This window comes from Allostigmatella hybrida (assembly GCF_020103775.1).
In the GTDB taxonomy this organism is placed as follows: domain Bacteria; phylum Myxococcota; class Myxococcia; order Myxococcales; family Myxococcaceae; genus Hyalangium; species Hyalangium aurantiaca.
Map to the genome: position 1 here is coordinate 131,589 of NZ_JAHXBH010000019.1, position 14,065 is coordinate 145,653.

Here is a 14,065-nt window from a genome sequence, read left to right on the forward strand (position 1 = left end):
GCCTCTCCTTTTCCCGGCGGACATTACTCGAAATTCTGGGGCCCCCCTCCCGCCGGGAGTCGATTTCAGGCCTCCCTGGGTAGACCTCCTCCCCCCGGGGCAGGGAGAATGCGGCAGCTCCCATGATCTGGTTTCGGCCCGTTTTCCTCCTCTTGCTGTGGCTCACCCCGTTGCTCGCGCTGGCCAACAACACCGCCGACGAGGCGGACGTCGCGTTCGAGCTGGGAAACGAGGCCTACGCCCGGGGCAACTACAACGAGGCCCTGAGCGCCTACTTCACCAGCTACCGGCTCGTCCCCAACCGCAACGTCCTCTTCAACATCGCCCGCTGCTACGAGGCCCAGAACCGCCTCAACGAGGCCTACCGCTACTACGACGACCTCTCCAACGAGGCGCTCTCCAGCGACGATGCCGCCGAGGTCCGGCGCTCCCTGGAGCGGCTGCGCCCGCGGGTGGCCCTGGTGCACGTCAACACCGTGCCCGAGGGCGCCGAGGTCTACATGGACCGGACGGACCTGGGCAGCCGGGGCCGCTCGCCCCAGACGCTCGCGCTGCCGCCCGGCCGCCACAAGGTCATGGTCCACAAGGAGGGCTACCAGCCCGCCGAGGCCACGGTGTTGCTCGCGCGCGGCAAGCGGGTGACCCAGAGCCTGGAGCTCACCCTCATCACCGGCAAGGTGGAGCTGACCGGCACCCCCGTGGGCGCCGAGGTCCGCAACGCGCCCGACGGCCCCGTGCTCGCCCAGGTGCCCGGAACGCTGAACCTGCCCCCCGGCCAGCACCTGCTCTACGTGCGCGCCCCGGGGCATGCCCCCACCCAGCTCGTGGCCGAGGTGACGGCCGAGGCCACCGTGAGGGTGCCGGTGGCGCTGCGCTCCCAGGAGAAGCCCACCGGGCGGCTCGTCGTCACCGCCAACCGGGACAACGCCAGCGTGCGCGTGGACGGGCAGCCCGCGGGCTTCACCCCCACGGTGCTCACCCTCACCGAGGGCGACCACACGCTGGAAGTCGAGAGCCTGGAGGTGCGCCCCCTGCGCAAGACGGTGCGCGTGGTGGCCGAGAAGGAGGTGAAGCTCCACGCCGAGCTGCGCTACGAGCCGCCGCCGGTGCGCGCCGCCTCCAAGGGCCTGCTGTCCGTGGACGAGGCCCCCGCCTCCACCACCGTGCTCTCTCAAGAGGAGCTGCGCGCCTTCGGCTGGCGCACCCTGGCCGAGGCCCTGGCCGGGGTGCGCGGCTTCTTCCTCGTGGATGACCGCAACTACACCCACGTGGGCGTGCGCGGCTTCTCCCCGCCCGGAGACCTCAACACCCGCCTGCTCATCCTCTGGGATGGCCACGCGCTCAACGACGTCTGGGCCGGCCAGGGCTACGCGGCGCACGACTTGTCGGTGGACCTGGAAGAGGTGGAGCGCATCGAGGTGGTGCGCGGCCCGGGCAGCGCCCTGTACGGCACGGGCGCCTTCTTCGCCGTCGTCAACGTGGTGCCGCGCGAGTCGCTGGGCACCCGCCGCGTGGAGCTGACCGGGGCGGTGGGCGGGCTGGGCACCACGCGCGTGCACGCCACCGCGGGCTGGGACAACGGCACGGACCGCTCGGTGCTGGTGTCCGCCGCGGGCATGCACGCCCGGGGCGCGGACACCACGCCGCTGGCCCCGGGGGTCCGCGTGGAGGGGCTCGACGGCGAGCGCGCCGGCACCGCCTCGCTGCGCGCGCGCCTGGGCTACCTCACCCTGATGGCCCAGCTCCACGGCCGCCGCAAGGACATCCCCACCGGGGCCTCGCAGACGGTGATCAGCGCCTCGGGCACCCAGGTGCAGGACGTGCGCGGCTTCGCCGAGGCGCGCTACGAGCGCCCCCTGGGCGAGCGCGTCAGCCTCTCGCTCCGGGGCTCGGTGGACCTGAGCCGCTACCGGGGCTACTGGATGTACTACGAGAACGGCGAGGGCTCGGCGCTCACGCGCGACACCGACGCCGGCCAGGCCGAGTGGCTCTCGGCCGAGGCCCGGGTGCTGCTGGCGCTGTTCCAGGGCAACCACCTCACGCTGGGCCTGGAGGGCCAGCACCAGCTGCGCATCGGCCAGGAAGTCTTCGGCGGCGAGGGCCTGACGCGCCTGAGCGAGCGCACGCTGCTGTCGCTCTACCTGCTGGACGAGTGGCGCCTGCACCCGCGGCTGAGCCTGTCGGTGGGCGTGCGCGTGGACCGGTACTCGGACCTGGACGCCACGCCCTTCACCCCGCGCCTGGCCCTCATTGGCAGGCCCTACGCCGTGGGCCTCACCAAGCTCGTGGTGGGCCGCGCCTTCCGCGCCCCCAATGCCTACGAGCTGTTCTACGAGGACCGGCTCGTCACCCAGCGGCCCGCGCTCGAGCTCGACCCGGAGACCATCACCACCTTCGAGCTGGAGCACTCGCACGACCTGACGGACGAGCTGCGCCTGACGGTGGCCGGCTACCACAACCGCATCGCCAACCTGGTGACGCTGGAGCTGGAGCAGCTGGGCACGCCCCAGTGCGGCTCGACCCCCGGCACCGAGCAGTGCCTGGTGTACCGGAACACCTCCGGCGAGACGCTCGCCTGGGGCGCCGAGGCGGGCATCCACTGGCAGCCGGGCCGCTACCTGCTGGTGGACCTGAGCTACTCCTACGTGACGCTGCGCAACGCCTCGGACGAGGTGCAGGCCGTGGCCCCGGCCCACATCGCCTCCGGGCGCCTGCTCCTGCCCCTGGGCAACGGCGAGATGCGCCTGGCCACCCAGGCCACCTACCAGAGCGCGCGCAAGAGCAGCGCCAGCGCGCCCAGCGTGGGCGAGGCCGTGCTCGTCAGCTTCGGCATCTCCGGGGACCTGGCCCGCTTCCGCTACTTCGCCGGCGTGCAGAACCTGCTGGACGAGCGGTACGCGCTGCCGGTGAGCAACGAAATCTCCACCGAGCCCGTCGCCCAGTACGGCCGCACCTTCACCCTCCAGCTCACGGGAGCCTTCTGACATGCCCTTGCCCGAGGCCCCTTGGAAGGCCGCCCAGCAGCTCACCAATGCCCTGACCCGCGTGGCGTACCGGGGCGTCTACTCGCTGGCCATGGCGTACTGGTTCGTGCGCCGCCCCGAGGGCAGCGGCGTGCTGGTGGGCATCTGGTGCGGCTCGCGCGTCCTGCTCCTCCAGAACTCCTACAAGCGCCTGCTCAGCATGCCGGGGGGCGGGGCCCACCGGGGCGAGTCCGTGCCCCAGACGGGCGCCCGCGAGCTGCGCGAGGAGGTGGGCCTGTCCGTGGACCCCGCTGCCCTGCGCCCCGCCTTCGAGGTGGTGGTGTGGGAGGAGTTCAAGCGGGACCATGTCTTTTTCGTGGAACTGGACGTGGACAAAGAACCGCCGCTCACCCTCGACCAACGCGAGGTGGTTTGGGCAAACTTCATCGAAGCCCAGGATGCGCTGCGGCTGCCGCTGTCCGCCCACGTCCGGGCCTACCTCACCGATGCCGTGCGAAGGCGGCACGCGCCCCCGCCCTGAACCGCCCCATGCCTCCTCCTGCCCCGCCCGCCCCCCTGGATGCCCCCGCGCTGAGCTTCATCTCCCCGGGACATCCCCTCTACGAGGCGGAGCTGGAGCTGCGCTTCCGCGTGCTGCGGGAGCCGCTGGGCCTGCCGCGCGCCTCCGTCACGTTCGCCTTCGAACACGAGAGCCTCCACCTCGTGGCGCACCGGGAAGAGCGCGTCGTGGGGTGTGTCCTGTTTCACCCCGATGCGCCGGACGGGGGCCGCCTGTTCGCCATGGCCGTCTCGCCCGCCCTCCAGGGAGGCGGGCTGGGCCGGCGGCTCGTCACCACCCTGGAGGCGGAGCTGCCGCGGCGCGGTATGGTTTCGATCCACCTTCACGCGCGCGCCACCGTGGTGCCCTTCTACGAGCGCCTGGGCTACACCGTCCACGGTGAGCCCTTCACGGAAGTGAACATTCCCCATCGGCACATGCGCAAGTTGCTGCCATCCTCTATCCTCGGCCCCCGGGAGATGTGAGGCGCAATGACGGGCACCCCAGAGCGAGCGCTGGCCGCGCGCGCACAAGACTTCCGCGAGCTGCACGAGCGCATCCAGTGCATCGGTGACGCGCGCGCCCAGGAAGCCCTCCTGGAGCGCCTCCAGCACCCCACGCGCCCCTTCATCGTCTCGTTCGTCAACGCGCACGCGGCCAACCTCGGGTGGAACACGCCGGCCATGCTGGAGAGCCTGCTGCGCTCGGATCTCCTGCTGCGCGACGGCATCGGCGTGAAGCTGGGGCTCCAGGCCTTCGGGCACGCGCCCGGGCTGAACATGAACGGCACGGACTTCATCCCGAGGATTGCCCGCGCCTACCGGGGCCGCCGCGCCGCGCTCTTCGGCACGAAGCCGCCGTGGCTGGACACCGCGCGGCGCAAGCTGGAGGACGAGGGGCTCACCGTCGTGGCGTGCCACGATGGCTTCGCCCCCGCGGAGACGTACCTTCAGCTCGCCGCCGAGACGAAGCCGGAGCTCATCATCCTGGCCATGGGCATGCCCAAGCAGGAGGACATCGCGGTGCGCCTGCGCGAGCACCTCTCGCACCCGGTGCTCATCGTCAACGGGGGCGCCATCCTCGACTTCCTGGGGGGCAAGGTGACGCGCGCGCCCACGTGGCTGCGCACGCTCGGCCTGGAGTGGACGTACCGCCTCTACCTGGAACCCCAACGGCTCGCCCGCCGGTATCTTCTCGGAATACCCGTTTTCTTCTCCCACGTGGCCGTCACCCGGTTGGTTGATCCCCAAACGTCCAGGGGCCAGAAAGGGTCATCCTGAGACCGTCCTTCCCCCCTGTGTACGGCTTCCCCTCACACGAGCGACCCACCCAACGGAGTGGGGGGCTTGTGGCGAGCGAAGAAGTGCGCGTTGCTTGAGAGTGGCCATGGCCTTCGATCGCGCCCACGCAGAATTCCTGAGCACCCGCCACTTCCCGGGACTGGATGGACTGCGCTGCTTGAGCGTCCTCTTGGTGGTGGCGTACCACGTCTCTGGCCTGCACTCGGGGCTGCTGGGGCGGGGGTACCTGGGGGTCTCCCTCTTCTTCGCCATCAGCGGCTTCCTCATCACCACGCTGCTGCTGCGCGAGCGCGACGGGCACGGCCGCATCTCGCTGGCGCGCTTCTACGGCCGGCGCGCGCTGCGCATCTTCCCGCTCTACTACGCGGTGATCGCCGTGTACGTGGTGACGGTGCTGATCCTGGAGAAGGGCGTGCAGGAGAAGGCGGAGTTCTTCGGGAACCTGCCGGCCTTCCTCACGTACACGTCCAACTGGCTCGTGCCGCTGGTGCCCGACAAGCGCATCATCTTCTACTTCGCCTGGTCGCTGGCCACCGAGGAGCAGTTCTACCTGATCTGGCCCGGCGTCATGCGCGTGGCGCGGCGCTGGGGGGCCCCGGCCTTCATGGTGTTGCTGCTGACGGTGTCGCTGGTGGCGCCGTGGGCGGTGGAGACGGGCAGGCTGGACGACGGGCCCTTGTGGGTGCGCATCCTGGCGAGCTTCTCGCCGGCCATCTGCCTGGGGTGCCTGGCGGCGTACGCGGTGCACTCGCGCGTGGGGTTCGCGTGGGTGTACCGGGTGCTGGGGGCGCAGTGGTGCGCACCGGCGCTCCTGGTGCTGGTGATGGCGGCGGTGTCCACGGATGGCACGGCGTTCTGGCTGACGGCGCTGGTGATGACGGCGCTGGTGGTGGCGTGCTGCCTGCGCAATGACCACTGGCTCATGCCGCTGCTGACGCTGGCGCCGGTGCGCTACGTGGGGATGATCAGCTACGGCATCTACCTGATGCACATGCTGGCGCTGAACACGGTGCGGCGGGCGCTGCCGGAGCAGGGCTTCACGGTGTACTTCCTGCTGACCATGGCGCTGAGCGTGGTGGGCGCGGGCCTGAGCTACCGCTACTTCGAGAGCCGGTTCCTGCGCATCAAGCAGCGCCTGACGCTGGAGCCCAAGGCGCCGGCGGGCCCCGTATTAGAGAAGCACGTGCAGACGGCGGTGACGTCGCGGGCCACCGCCTCGGGGGCCCCCGCGTCCAACCCCGTGCCGTGAGGCGGAGGCGGGCTCAGGGCGTGTCCATCACGCTGAGCACGTCCACGGAGACCTCCAGCGTGCTCATGAGGAAGTGGGGAACGCCCTTGTACGGGACGGTCTCCACGTTCGTGAGGGTGGCGATGTACTCGAGCGCGCCGATGCGCAGGCGCTTGGAGGCGCCAAGCCGCAGCTCGTCGCCCGAGAACGAGATGCGGTCGAGCAGCTCATCGCCCCGGCCCGTGTCCAGCGAGCGGCGGGCACTCACCCCGAGGTAGAGGTCCGGGGCCATGGATTCCGTGTCCGTCAGGGTGTAGGCCTGCCCCTCCCAGAAGAAGAAGTGGAGATACCCGAGCGGGCCCTGGCCCTGCGGGCCCTCGACGACGAGGGTGCGTCCGGAGCAGCAGAAGGGCCCCACGGCGGCGTTGCGGTTGGGGATGGCATCCCGCGGCAGCAGGAAGGAGCCCACGGGCTCCCTGCGCACCTCCGCCTCATCGCCACAGGCCATGGCCATTGCCACCGAGAGCACGGCCCCGTGCCAACCCCACCGCATGTCATTCTTCCCCATGGTCTCCTCCCGGAGCACCGGGGGCGGCAGGAGAAACCTGAGCCCCTCCCGCACAACGGAAAGCCCGTTGCATCTTCCCACCTGCGGAGAGACCGATGACGTGGCAAGGATTAATGCTCGGCAGCGCGTTGTGGTGGAGCCTCGCCATCATGGGCCATGCCACCCTGGGCGAATTCGACCCATCCACCGGCAAGCAGACCCAGCCAGCGGATCCAACCCGGCGGATCGAACCGTGACGCACCCCATGGAAACTCCTGAAACCCATTGGATCCTCTCGGTCTTCGATCGCGAGTCTCACGGTGCGCAGGTAACCGCGCATGAACTTCCGGACGTCTCCGTGCAGCAACTGCGAGCCGCCCTGGAGCTTCCCCTCGACCCAGAGGATCCCGAGCTGCTCTATGTCTACCCCCTCCAGACCCAAGCGCAGGCGGATGGGCTTGGCGCGCTTGTGGGCGTGACGCTCAAGCTCAACGCCTACGACTATTTCCTGGAGACATCCGCTTCGGACAGCAGTCCTCGCGTCCAACGGAAGGTAACCGTTTTCCAGAAGGGTCCAGCGGCAACGCCCGTCTTCGAGCACGAACTGCTCCAGGAGCCCGATGCGGCACTCCAGGCCAGCCTGGGGCGGCCTGTCGATGATCTGGGCTTCCATCGCCGCTGGCGCATCGAAAGCGAAGCGCTGGCCGCCGCGCTCACCCCCCTGTTGCGTTCCCCTCCTGACCTTGCGGGAGCGCGAGACTGCTTCATCGAACATTGGGATCCTCTGAAGACCCGGCCCGTGGTCCTGGCGTTCCCCAAGGGAGAAGCGTTCACACATCGGACGGCCAGCGCCGTGCACCCGCTCCATGGCGCAACCAAGGCGGCGCTCCGGCCCCTTCTGGGCCTTGCCCAGGACCATCCGCTGGCGGGGCTCTACCCGGTGAACTCCGGGCAGCAGGCCGCCGGACTGAGGCCGTTCCTGGCTCAACCGCTCGACCTCTCGGCTCACGATTACGCAGTGAACTACTACTTCCCGGTGTCACCTCGCCCCGCAGATACGTAAGGCCTTCGCCGCCGACACTCGGAGGTGGAGGGACTTGAGGTAGAAGGGGGACGCACATACCCAGAGGAGATTCCATGACGACCGCACTCGAGCCGCGTTCCCGCTCCGAGCTGGCCCAGGGCCGCTTTGGCCAGAGCCGCTATGTCATCCGCCGACAGTTCTTCAAGATCTTCGGGCAGGCCTTCCACATCTACGACGAGGCGGGCGGGCTCGCCTTCTACTCGAAGCTGAAGGCGTTCAAGCTGAAAGAGGACCTGCGCGTCTTCACGGACGAGGACATGCGGGAGCAGGTGCTCACCATCCAGGCCCGCAGCATCCTCGACTTCGGCGCCACGTATGACGTCACCGACTCCAGAACGGGAGAGAAGCTGGGTGCGCTGCGCCGCAAGGGGTTCAAGTCGATGCTGCGCGACGAGTGGCTCGTGCTGGACGCGCGGGACCAGGAAGTGGGGCTCCTCCAGGAGGACAGCATCGCGCTCGCGCTGGTGCGCCGCTTCCTGTCCAACTTGGTGCCGCAGAGCTTCACGGGCACGGTGGGCGGCGAGCCGGTGCTGAACTTCCGCCAGCACTTCAACCCCTTCATTCAGCGCATCTCGCTCGACTTCTCCGTGGACCGCTCGGGCCGGCTGGACCGCCGCATGGGCATCGCGGCGGCCGTCCTCCTGTGCGCCATCGAGGGCCGTCAGCAGTAGGTCCCCCCCCATCGGCAGGCTGATGGTACCGAGGCATCTCTGGAGCAGAGCCGAGAGCCTCTCGGAGTCCGGAATCGGGGAGGTCGCCTGGCGGCCCGAGGACGCAGCTCAGGTCCTGGAGCTGCTCCGGCCCACCGGCATCGCCGTACTGGGGGGCGATGTCTATCTGCAGCCTGCGCCCGCGCGGCGCTCCATGGCTCGGCGAACGTCTCGCTGGAGTCCAAGAACAAGCCCGGCGCCTACCTGCGCCACCGCAACAGCGAGCTCTGGGTGGACGCGCTCAAGAACACCGCGTCCTTCCACCAGGACGCGACCTGAGCCATCGCCGCGCCGTGGTGGCAGAGCACCGCGGGTGACGACGGCGGGCTATACCAACCGCTACCTGCGCCACATCGACAGCGTGGCCAACACGGCGGTGGTGGACGGCGCCAGCGCCGCCACCCTCAAGCAGGATGCGACCTTCCGGCTGGTGGCCGGGCTGGCCGAGTCGAGCTGCTACTCGTTCGAGTCGCGCAACTTCCCCGGGCAGTACCTGCGGCACAACAGCAACTGGGTCCGCAAGGATGCGCGGGACGGCTCGGCGCTGTTCGACCAGGACGCCACCTTCTGCGCGCACCCGGGCCTGTCGGGCACGGGCGTCTCGTTCGAGTCCTTCAACTTCCCGGGCCGCTTCCTGCGGCACTACGGCGCCGAGGTGTGGACGGCAGCGGGGTACGGGGGCACCTGGGACTCGGCCGCGGGATTCAACGCGGACGCGAGCTGGAGCATCGTGGGCCCCTGGGCGCCGTAATCCCGCCGGTCCTCTGAAGCGCGTGAGTTATTGAAGAGCCCGGTCCTTCTTCCGAGGGGCCGGGCTCTTTCATTGAAAGCCATGGCCAAAAGCCTGAAGACGTGGCGTTCTTCTGCGCTCACGGACACCCGTGGTGAGTGGAGCAGGAACATCATGGATAAACCCCAGGCTTCCTCTCCACCTCCGGGTTGGCTTCGCACCGGAATGACAGTGGGCCCATGGCGCGTGATGGGGTCAGCAGGCCATGGCGTCTATGGGGCCGTCTACCGTGCTGTCCGGGCAGGCGACGCGCACTCCACTTCTGTGGCACTCAAGCTAGCCCTGTTGCCGCGAGACCCTCGGTTCTCCCGCGAGGAAGAGCTGCTCTCCCGCGTGGACCATCCGAGTGTCCCCCGCTTGCTAGGCGTTGGTGAGTGGCAACATCCCGCCGGGACCGTTCATCCTTATCTCGTCATGGAGTGGGTGGAGGGGACGCCGCTCTATGACTGGGCCCAGGCGCGCCGGCCTTCTCCAGAACAGGTGGTCCGGCTGTTGGCCCAACTCGCTCGTGCCCTAGAGGCACTCCATGCGCAGGGCGCCGTTCACCGGGACGTGAAGGGTGGGAATGTGCTGGTGCGGCACGCGGATCAGCGCGCGATGCTCACGGACTTCGGCTCGGGCATCCACCCGGGAGCGGTCACCCTGACGCCGCCGGGTACGTTCACGGGCACCCCCGCCTATCGCTCCGCGGAGTCCTCGCTGTTCTCGTTGCGGTACATGTGGGATCCCTCCGCCCGGTATGAAGACAAGCCCGCGGATGACCTCTACGCCCTGGGCGTCACGGCTTACCGGCTCGTCACCGGCACGTACCCCGAACTGAGCGATCCGTTCAGAGATGAAACGGGAACCTGGCAGTTGGGAGAGATGGCCTCGCCCCCGCCCAGAGCCATCGTCCCGGGCCTCGATCCACGGTTCGACGCGCTGATCGTTCGAATGCTCCGGGTTCGTCCAGAGGAGCGGGGAACCGCGAGTGAACTGGCGGAAGCGCTGGAGCAGACCGCGGAGCAGCTCGCACGTCAGCGCGATCCCGCGTCACACGCGGCGCCTCAGAAAGCCGCTCCACGCAAGAGCCCCACGTGGGCAAAGTTCATGACAGCCGCGATGCTCCTGATGCTGTCGGCCTGGGCAGGATGGGAGGTTCGTGGCAGGACCCAGGTGCCGCCTTCCCTCTCAGGGATAGAATCCGCAGCGCCCGGCCAGGAAGGTTCGGACACCGTGGGCCTGGGCGATGCCGCATCGAGAATGCCCCCGGTGGATCCTCCTGACGCCTCGGTGCCCGAGGTGATGTCCACGGACACCTTGCCCCCACCGAGGTCAGGCCAGGCCACTCCCGATGTGAAGGGCCGGTGTCCTCATAAGGGACAACTTGCGCTCAATGGAGGTTGCTGGATCCGACTTACGCTGGATCGCGAGGCATGTGAGCAGAGTGGCTATGTCTTCAAGAGCCAGTGCTATGGCCCTGTGCTCTCCAACCCGCAGCGCCGCCAACCGACCTCCGAGCCAGGCAGCTCTCCCTGAGTGCCACCCAGGCCAGAGAGGCCCTCAGTTCGTCGGCAGGCCCTTCGCTTGGATCCATTCCGCCAGGCGCTCCGGCTCGGGCACATCGAGCAGGGACACGAAGTCCTCCGGCGCACCGGGCGCTGGCCGGAACTTCACCGTCACGGTCCCCACTCCGCGGCGGAGCTGCGCGGGAGAAATTTCCGCTGTGGCGGAGACCACCTGTCCGTAGGGAATCTCCGCTGGGAGCCCCGAATGGCCACCGTCCTCCAAGCCGCTCCCGGTAAACCGCCAGGAAGGACTTCCGAACCACCTCCTGAGCTGCGGGTAGACCGAGACCACGGCATAGAGGACGCACAACACCACCATGATCCCGGTGCGGTAATCCCACGGCAAGGTCAGCAGAGCTCCAGTGACCAGCACCAGCGGAAGCTGACTCAGGAACACACGGCGCAGGGGAACCTGGGTGCGGACCTCGAACGGTGGGGCCAGAACTTCCGGCAGCCGGGGCCGGCGCAGGGGCTGGCCCTGCCGGACTTCCTGCAATGTCCGGCTCAACTGCTCCCGCTCGGTCTGAAGTTGTCCGAGCCTGGCCCGGAGCCGGCCGTTCTCCTCGGTCAGCGTGCGCATCGCACGATGCCCCGTGCGCACGTCCTCCTGGATGCGCTCCAGGGCCTGAGCGATTCCGGGCTCCACAGGGCGCTCAGACGGCATGGGCCCCTCCCACGCTCCTGGCCTGAGCTGGTAAGGCCCGCTGCCGCAGCCACTCCGCCAGCCGGTGGGGATCATCGATCAGGTCGATGAGGACGGAGCGGTCCGGATAGGCCTCTGCCTTCCCGAGGGATGTCTGGATCAAGGGTGTCCAAGTGACCCGGACGGCCCCCGAGCCAAAGAGACGGTGGAGAGGCCCTTGAACGACCTCGACCTTATGCACCTCGGAATACAGCACCTTGCCGGAGCTCTCGGGCAACGTGTCCGGGGCGAAGCCCTCTTCGTCGAATTGCCAGGCAACGCCCTCGGCCATTTCCACGGGCTCCAGAAAGAGAGCCCGCACCGCGACGCAGACCGGAAAGAGGAGTCCCAACGTGATGACCGCCTGGGGATTGTTCATCGCTTGGAGCGAAAGGCCGATAAACAATCCCGACAGGGGCAGCGCGGATCGGAGCTTGCCATAGGTAGTCCGCCGCGAAGGGTTGGCACGGAACGGAAGGATGAGCCGTTCTGGCAGAGAAGCGGGGGGCCGCACCTGCTCGCTGTGCGCTACCGCCAGCGAGCGGCGCAGCCAGCGAACTTCATCCTCCAACCGGGCGACCTGGCCGGCCAGCTCAGCGTTCTCCGTGGGAAGCGCTTCGCATTGGTGGCGAAGGGCCCGCAGCTCCTCTTGGAGGCGCTCCAGTTCGTCCCGCTGCGAGCGCCCCGGCTCCGGGCGGGTAAGCGTGTCCATCGCGCAAGCCTAACAAGGCTTCCGGAAGCAGCTCTATTGCCCCATGGGACGAGAACCTCGCTGGTGGCCGAAGCTCTATCTTCCAACATGCATTTCCAGCGTAGAAACATGCGCCATCAGCGCCCGTCCGTGGAGCATCCGGCGTTCAGCACGAACGCTCAGAGTTCGCCAGAGTTCCCAAGCCTCCAGTGATTGCTCAGCTTACTGACAAACGTCTTTTGACGTTCGTCAACAACATTGGGAGTCCATTCCGAACACCCTATCACCTGAGTAGTCAACACAAACGGCGTAACCCCCTCAACGGTGAAATATTTCTCCTTTTTACGCTCAAACTCGTAATTGGAGGCCGCGCTATTCTTTTTGCGTGTTAGCAAGGCAAGATTTCCGAGTTTGTGTACGCGGACAGCATGCTCGTTGCTTGAGAACCATGTCATCCACTTGCTGTCCGGACGCGGATTCTGAGGCAGAACATGCTCGACCGTGACAGTATTGTAATCATATTTGGCCCCCACATCCGCCAGCAGTGCATCAAGCCGCAGCAAAATAGATGCACGGGAGCGCGGGCTGAGGGTCTCATAAACTGGGCCTTCCAGAACCTCAAGCGCGTCCAGCTGCTCGACAGAGGTCAACTGCAGAGCGGAGCCGACCGCGCCCAAATCCACCCCATCCTCGACTTCGCTTGTGAGCCTGGAAAACCGCTCAATCCGCTCGTTGACCCCTGCTCTGGTGAGCAACATCATGTAGGCCAACCTTTCCAGGTCGGCAAAAAATGTTCTCATTGAGTTGGGGTTGCCCCGATGCCGGACGGCAAACGCGAGCGCAGGGGGCATCCAATCATTGAACTCGAGCCGGTTGAGCCACTTCAAGCATTCATTGACTGCGGCTGTCTCACCGACCTGAGTGTAAGCAGAATCAAGAAGCTCTTCGTACACCTCCGCCATGGGCAGTATGACGTCATCGATCAATTTCGATGGCAGCTGCTCCTTGCTGACATGCTCTTTGAACTCTTTCAGGAGCGTTCCCTTGGGTTTTGCCTTCAAAAAAACCATTCGGATGTGCCCGAAGAGGTCACCGAAGGCATCACGTCCCAGGTCCTCTTCAGCCGTCTCCCACCTCTTGGTGTAGTGCTCCCTGTCCCGCTCGGGAATCGCACCAATGAATTCAGCCTTCAAGATGTCAGTCGCTGACAGGTCCATTCCCCGGCTATTGAGCACAGAGAAGATGCGGTAAGCGGAGTCGATGTCAGGTGTCGAAACGGCAACGAGAAAGCACCGGGTGACGATGAACTGAGCAAGCTTAAGGCGGTCCATTTCCGCCATCGCCCCAAGCCTCACTTGGAAGAACTTGGCATTGGCCTGAAGCTTGTTCTGACTATCTGTAAGGACATCTCCCAGCGCCAGCAACTTCTGAAAACCATTCTCAAGCTGCACATACTCCCGGAAGAATGATTTGTCTCTCTCTCGCAAGGAAAGGCGGAAACGATTGTGTGTCCCAAGAATTGCGCTTCCCTGCTCATAGATGAGCTGGTTGATATCCGCCGCGTTCTTTGGATCAACATTGGCTCGAATAGCTGAGAGCAGGAGAGTGAGGGTTGTCAGTCTCTGCTGCCCATCAACGACATCGGCATTCGGTATGTTTTCCTTCTTGATGAGGACGATGCTGCCTAGAAAATAAGGAGGCATGTCCTCGACGTCTCCCGGGAAAGCCTTCATGAATCCGGTCAAATCGTCGAGCAAATCGCGTGCCTGATCCTCCGTCCATGCATAGGGGCGTTGATAGCCCGGTATGCTGAAAACATAATCATTGCTGAAAATCTTAGAGATCGGCTTCTCGTGCGCGGACAGTGTCGTACTCATTGCCACCTAAGGAGGCTGGAGGAAATAACTTTTCCCCTTTCGCGGCTGCACATTGCCTATCGTGATGGAGGACTCGGGGCCTTGGG

At 66.7% G+C, this 14,065-nt stretch carries 15 protein-coding genes; 11 read left to right on the forward strand and 4 right to left on the reverse strand.

Going from position 1 to position 14,065, the window contains the following annotated elements; all coding sequences use genetic code 11:
- The first annotated feature begins 122 nt into the window (after positions 1-122).
- From KY661_RS25265 to KY661_RS25285, 5 genes are all read left to right on the forward strand, one after another.
- On the forward strand, positions 123-2,984 hold the full coding sequence (locus tag KY661_RS25265) for a TonB-dependent receptor domain-containing protein (RefSeq protein ID WP_225412656.1): 2,862 nt from the start codon (positions 123-125) through the stop codon (positions 2,982-2,984).
- 1 nt (position 2,985) lies between these two features.
- Positions 2,986-3,504 (forward strand): NUDIX hydrolase, encoded by a 519-nt coding sequence (locus KY661_RS25270; protein WP_225412657.1) that lies wholly within the window; start codon positions 2,986-2,988, stop codon positions 3,502-3,504.
- Positions 3,505-3,512: 8 nt separating this feature from the next.
- A complete protein-coding gene (locus tag KY661_RS25275) occupies positions 3,513-4,007 on the forward strand; it encodes a GNAT family N-acetyltransferase (RefSeq protein WP_225412658.1) in 495 nt (164 codons plus the stop codon).
- Positions 4,008-4,013: 6 nt separating this feature from the next.
- Entirely contained in the window at positions 4,014-4,802 is a 789-nt protein-coding gene (locus KY661_RS25280; protein WP_075009123.1) for a WecB/TagA/CpsF family glycosyltransferase, read from the forward strand.
- A gap of 106 nt (positions 4,803-4,908) precedes the next feature.
- A complete protein-coding gene (locus KY661_RS25285) occupies positions 4,909-6,072 on the forward strand; it encodes an acyltransferase family protein (protein WP_225412659.1) in 1,164 nt (387 codons plus the stop codon).
- A 13-nt stretch (positions 6,073-6,085) separates the two neighbouring features.
- On the opposite strand, the gene KY661_RS25290 is transcribed toward KY661_RS25285, so the two are convergent.
- Positions 6,086-6,619 (reverse strand): hypothetical protein, encoded by a 534-nt coding sequence (locus KY661_RS25290; protein ID WP_225412660.1) that lies wholly within the window; start codon positions 6,617-6,619, stop codon positions 6,086-6,088.
- Positions 6,620-6,714: 95 nt separating this feature from the next.
- On the opposite strand from KY661_RS25290, the gene KY661_RS25295 reads away from it, so the two are divergent.
- From KY661_RS25295 to KY661_RS25315, 6 genes are all read left to right on the forward strand, one after another.
- Positions 6,715-6,855, forward strand: a complete 141-nt coding sequence (locus KY661_RS25295) for a colicin E3/pyocin S6 family cytotoxin (protein ID WP_225412661.1) — start codon at positions 6,715-6,717, stop codon at positions 6,853-6,855.
- An 8-nt stretch (positions 6,856-6,863) separates the two neighbouring features.
- On the forward strand, positions 6,864-7,661 hold the full coding sequence (locus KY661_RS25300) for a DUF7683 domain-containing protein (protein ID WP_225412662.1): 798 nt from the start codon (positions 6,864-6,866) through the stop codon (positions 7,659-7,661).
- 74 nt (positions 7,662-7,735) lie between these two features.
- Positions 7,736-8,353 (forward strand): LURP-one-related/scramblase family protein, encoded by a 618-nt coding sequence (locus KY661_RS25305; protein WP_225412663.1) that lies wholly within the window; start codon positions 7,736-7,738, stop codon positions 8,351-8,353.
- A gap of 213 nt (positions 8,354-8,566) precedes the next feature.
- Complete coding sequence (locus KY661_RS37775) at positions 8,567-8,671, forward strand: AbfB domain-containing protein (RefSeq protein ID WP_398577236.1); 105 nt, start codon at positions 8,567-8,569, stop codon at positions 8,669-8,671.
- A gap of 34 nt (positions 8,672-8,705) precedes the next feature.
- The gene (locus KY661_RS25310) at positions 8,706-9,143 is read left to right on the forward strand and encodes an AbfB domain-containing protein (RefSeq protein WP_398577234.1); all 438 of its coding nucleotides are present in this window, start codon (positions 8,706-8,708) and stop codon (positions 9,141-9,143) included.
- Positions 9,144-9,371: 228 nt separating this feature from the next.
- Complete coding sequence (locus KY661_RS25315; protein WP_225412669.1) at positions 9,372-10,700, forward strand: serine/threonine-protein kinase; 1,329 nt, start codon at positions 9,372-9,374, stop codon at positions 10,698-10,700.
- A 24-nt stretch (positions 10,701-10,724) separates the two neighbouring features.
- Here the strand turns inward: KY661_RS25315 and KY661_RS25320 are convergent, their stop codons facing one another.
- The 3 genes from KY661_RS25320 to KY661_RS25330 form a co-directional block, all read right to left on the reverse strand.
- A complete protein-coding gene (locus KY661_RS25320; RefSeq protein ID WP_225412664.1) occupies positions 10,725-11,393 on the reverse strand; it encodes a hypothetical protein in 669 nt (222 codons plus the stop codon).
- A complete protein-coding gene (locus KY661_RS25325) occupies positions 11,383-12,123 on the reverse strand; it encodes a PH domain-containing protein (RefSeq protein WP_225412665.1) in 741 nt (246 codons plus the stop codon). The genes KY661_RS25320 and KY661_RS25325 overlap by 11 nt, the downstream gene beginning before the upstream one ends.
- Positions 12,124-12,281: 158 nt before the next feature.
- Positions 12,282-13,979: a DUF262 domain-containing protein gene (locus KY661_RS25330; protein WP_225412666.1), complete on the reverse strand. Its 1,698-nt coding sequence runs from the start codon at positions 13,977-13,979 to the stop codon at positions 12,282-12,284.
- Positions 13,980-14,065 lie beyond the last annotated feature (86 nt).

Bases quoted from the DNA above. Each gene is read 5' to 3' on its own strand.
- KY661_RS25265 (WP_225412656.1), top strand. From the start codon at position 123: ATGATCTGGTTTCGGCCCGTTTTCCTCCTCTTGCTGTGGCTCACCCCG.
- KY661_RS25270 (WP_225412657.1), top strand. From the start codon at position 2,986: ATGCCCTTGCCCGAGGCCCCTTGGAAGGCCGCCCAGCAGCTCACCAAT.
- KY661_RS25330 (WP_225412666.1), bottom strand. From the start codon at position 13,979: ATGAGTACGACACTGTCCGCGCACGAGAAGCCGATCTCTAAGATTTTC.
- KY661_RS25325 (WP_225412665.1), bottom strand. From the start codon at position 12,123: ATGGACACGCTTACCCGCCCGGAGCCGGGGCGCTCGCAGCGGGACGAA.
- KY661_RS25285 (WP_225412659.1), top strand. From the start codon at position 4,909: ATGGCCTTCGATCGCGCCCACGCAGAATTCCTGAGCACCCGCCACTTC.
- KY661_RS25300 (WP_225412662.1), top strand. From the start codon at position 6,864: ATGGAAACTCCTGAAACCCATTGGATCCTCTCGGTCTTCGATCGCGAG.
- KY661_RS25280 (WP_075009123.1), top strand. From the start codon at position 4,014: ATGACGGGCACCCCAGAGCGAGCGCTGGCCGCGCGCGCACAAGACTTC.
- KY661_RS25275 (WP_225412658.1), top strand. From the start codon at position 3,513: ATGCCTCCTCCTGCCCCGCCCGCCCCCCTGGATGCCCCCGCGCTGAGC.
- KY661_RS25295 (WP_225412661.1), top strand. From the start codon at position 6,715: ATGACGTGGCAAGGATTAATGCTCGGCAGCGCGTTGTGGTGGAGCCTC.
- KY661_RS25315 (WP_225412669.1), top strand. From the start codon at position 9,372: ATGGGGTCAGCAGGCCATGGCGTCTATGGGGCCGTCTACCGTGCTGTC.
- KY661_RS25290 (WP_225412660.1), bottom strand. From the start codon at position 6,619: ATGGGGAAGAATGACATGCGGTGGGGTTGGCACGGGGCCGTGCTCTCG.
- KY661_RS25320 (WP_225412664.1), bottom strand. From the start codon at position 11,393: ATGCCGTCTGAGCGCCCTGTGGAGCCCGGAATCGCTCAGGCCCTGGAG.
- KY661_RS25305 (WP_225412663.1), top strand. From the start codon at position 7,736: ATGACGACCGCACTCGAGCCGCGTTCCCGCTCCGAGCTGGCCCAGGGC.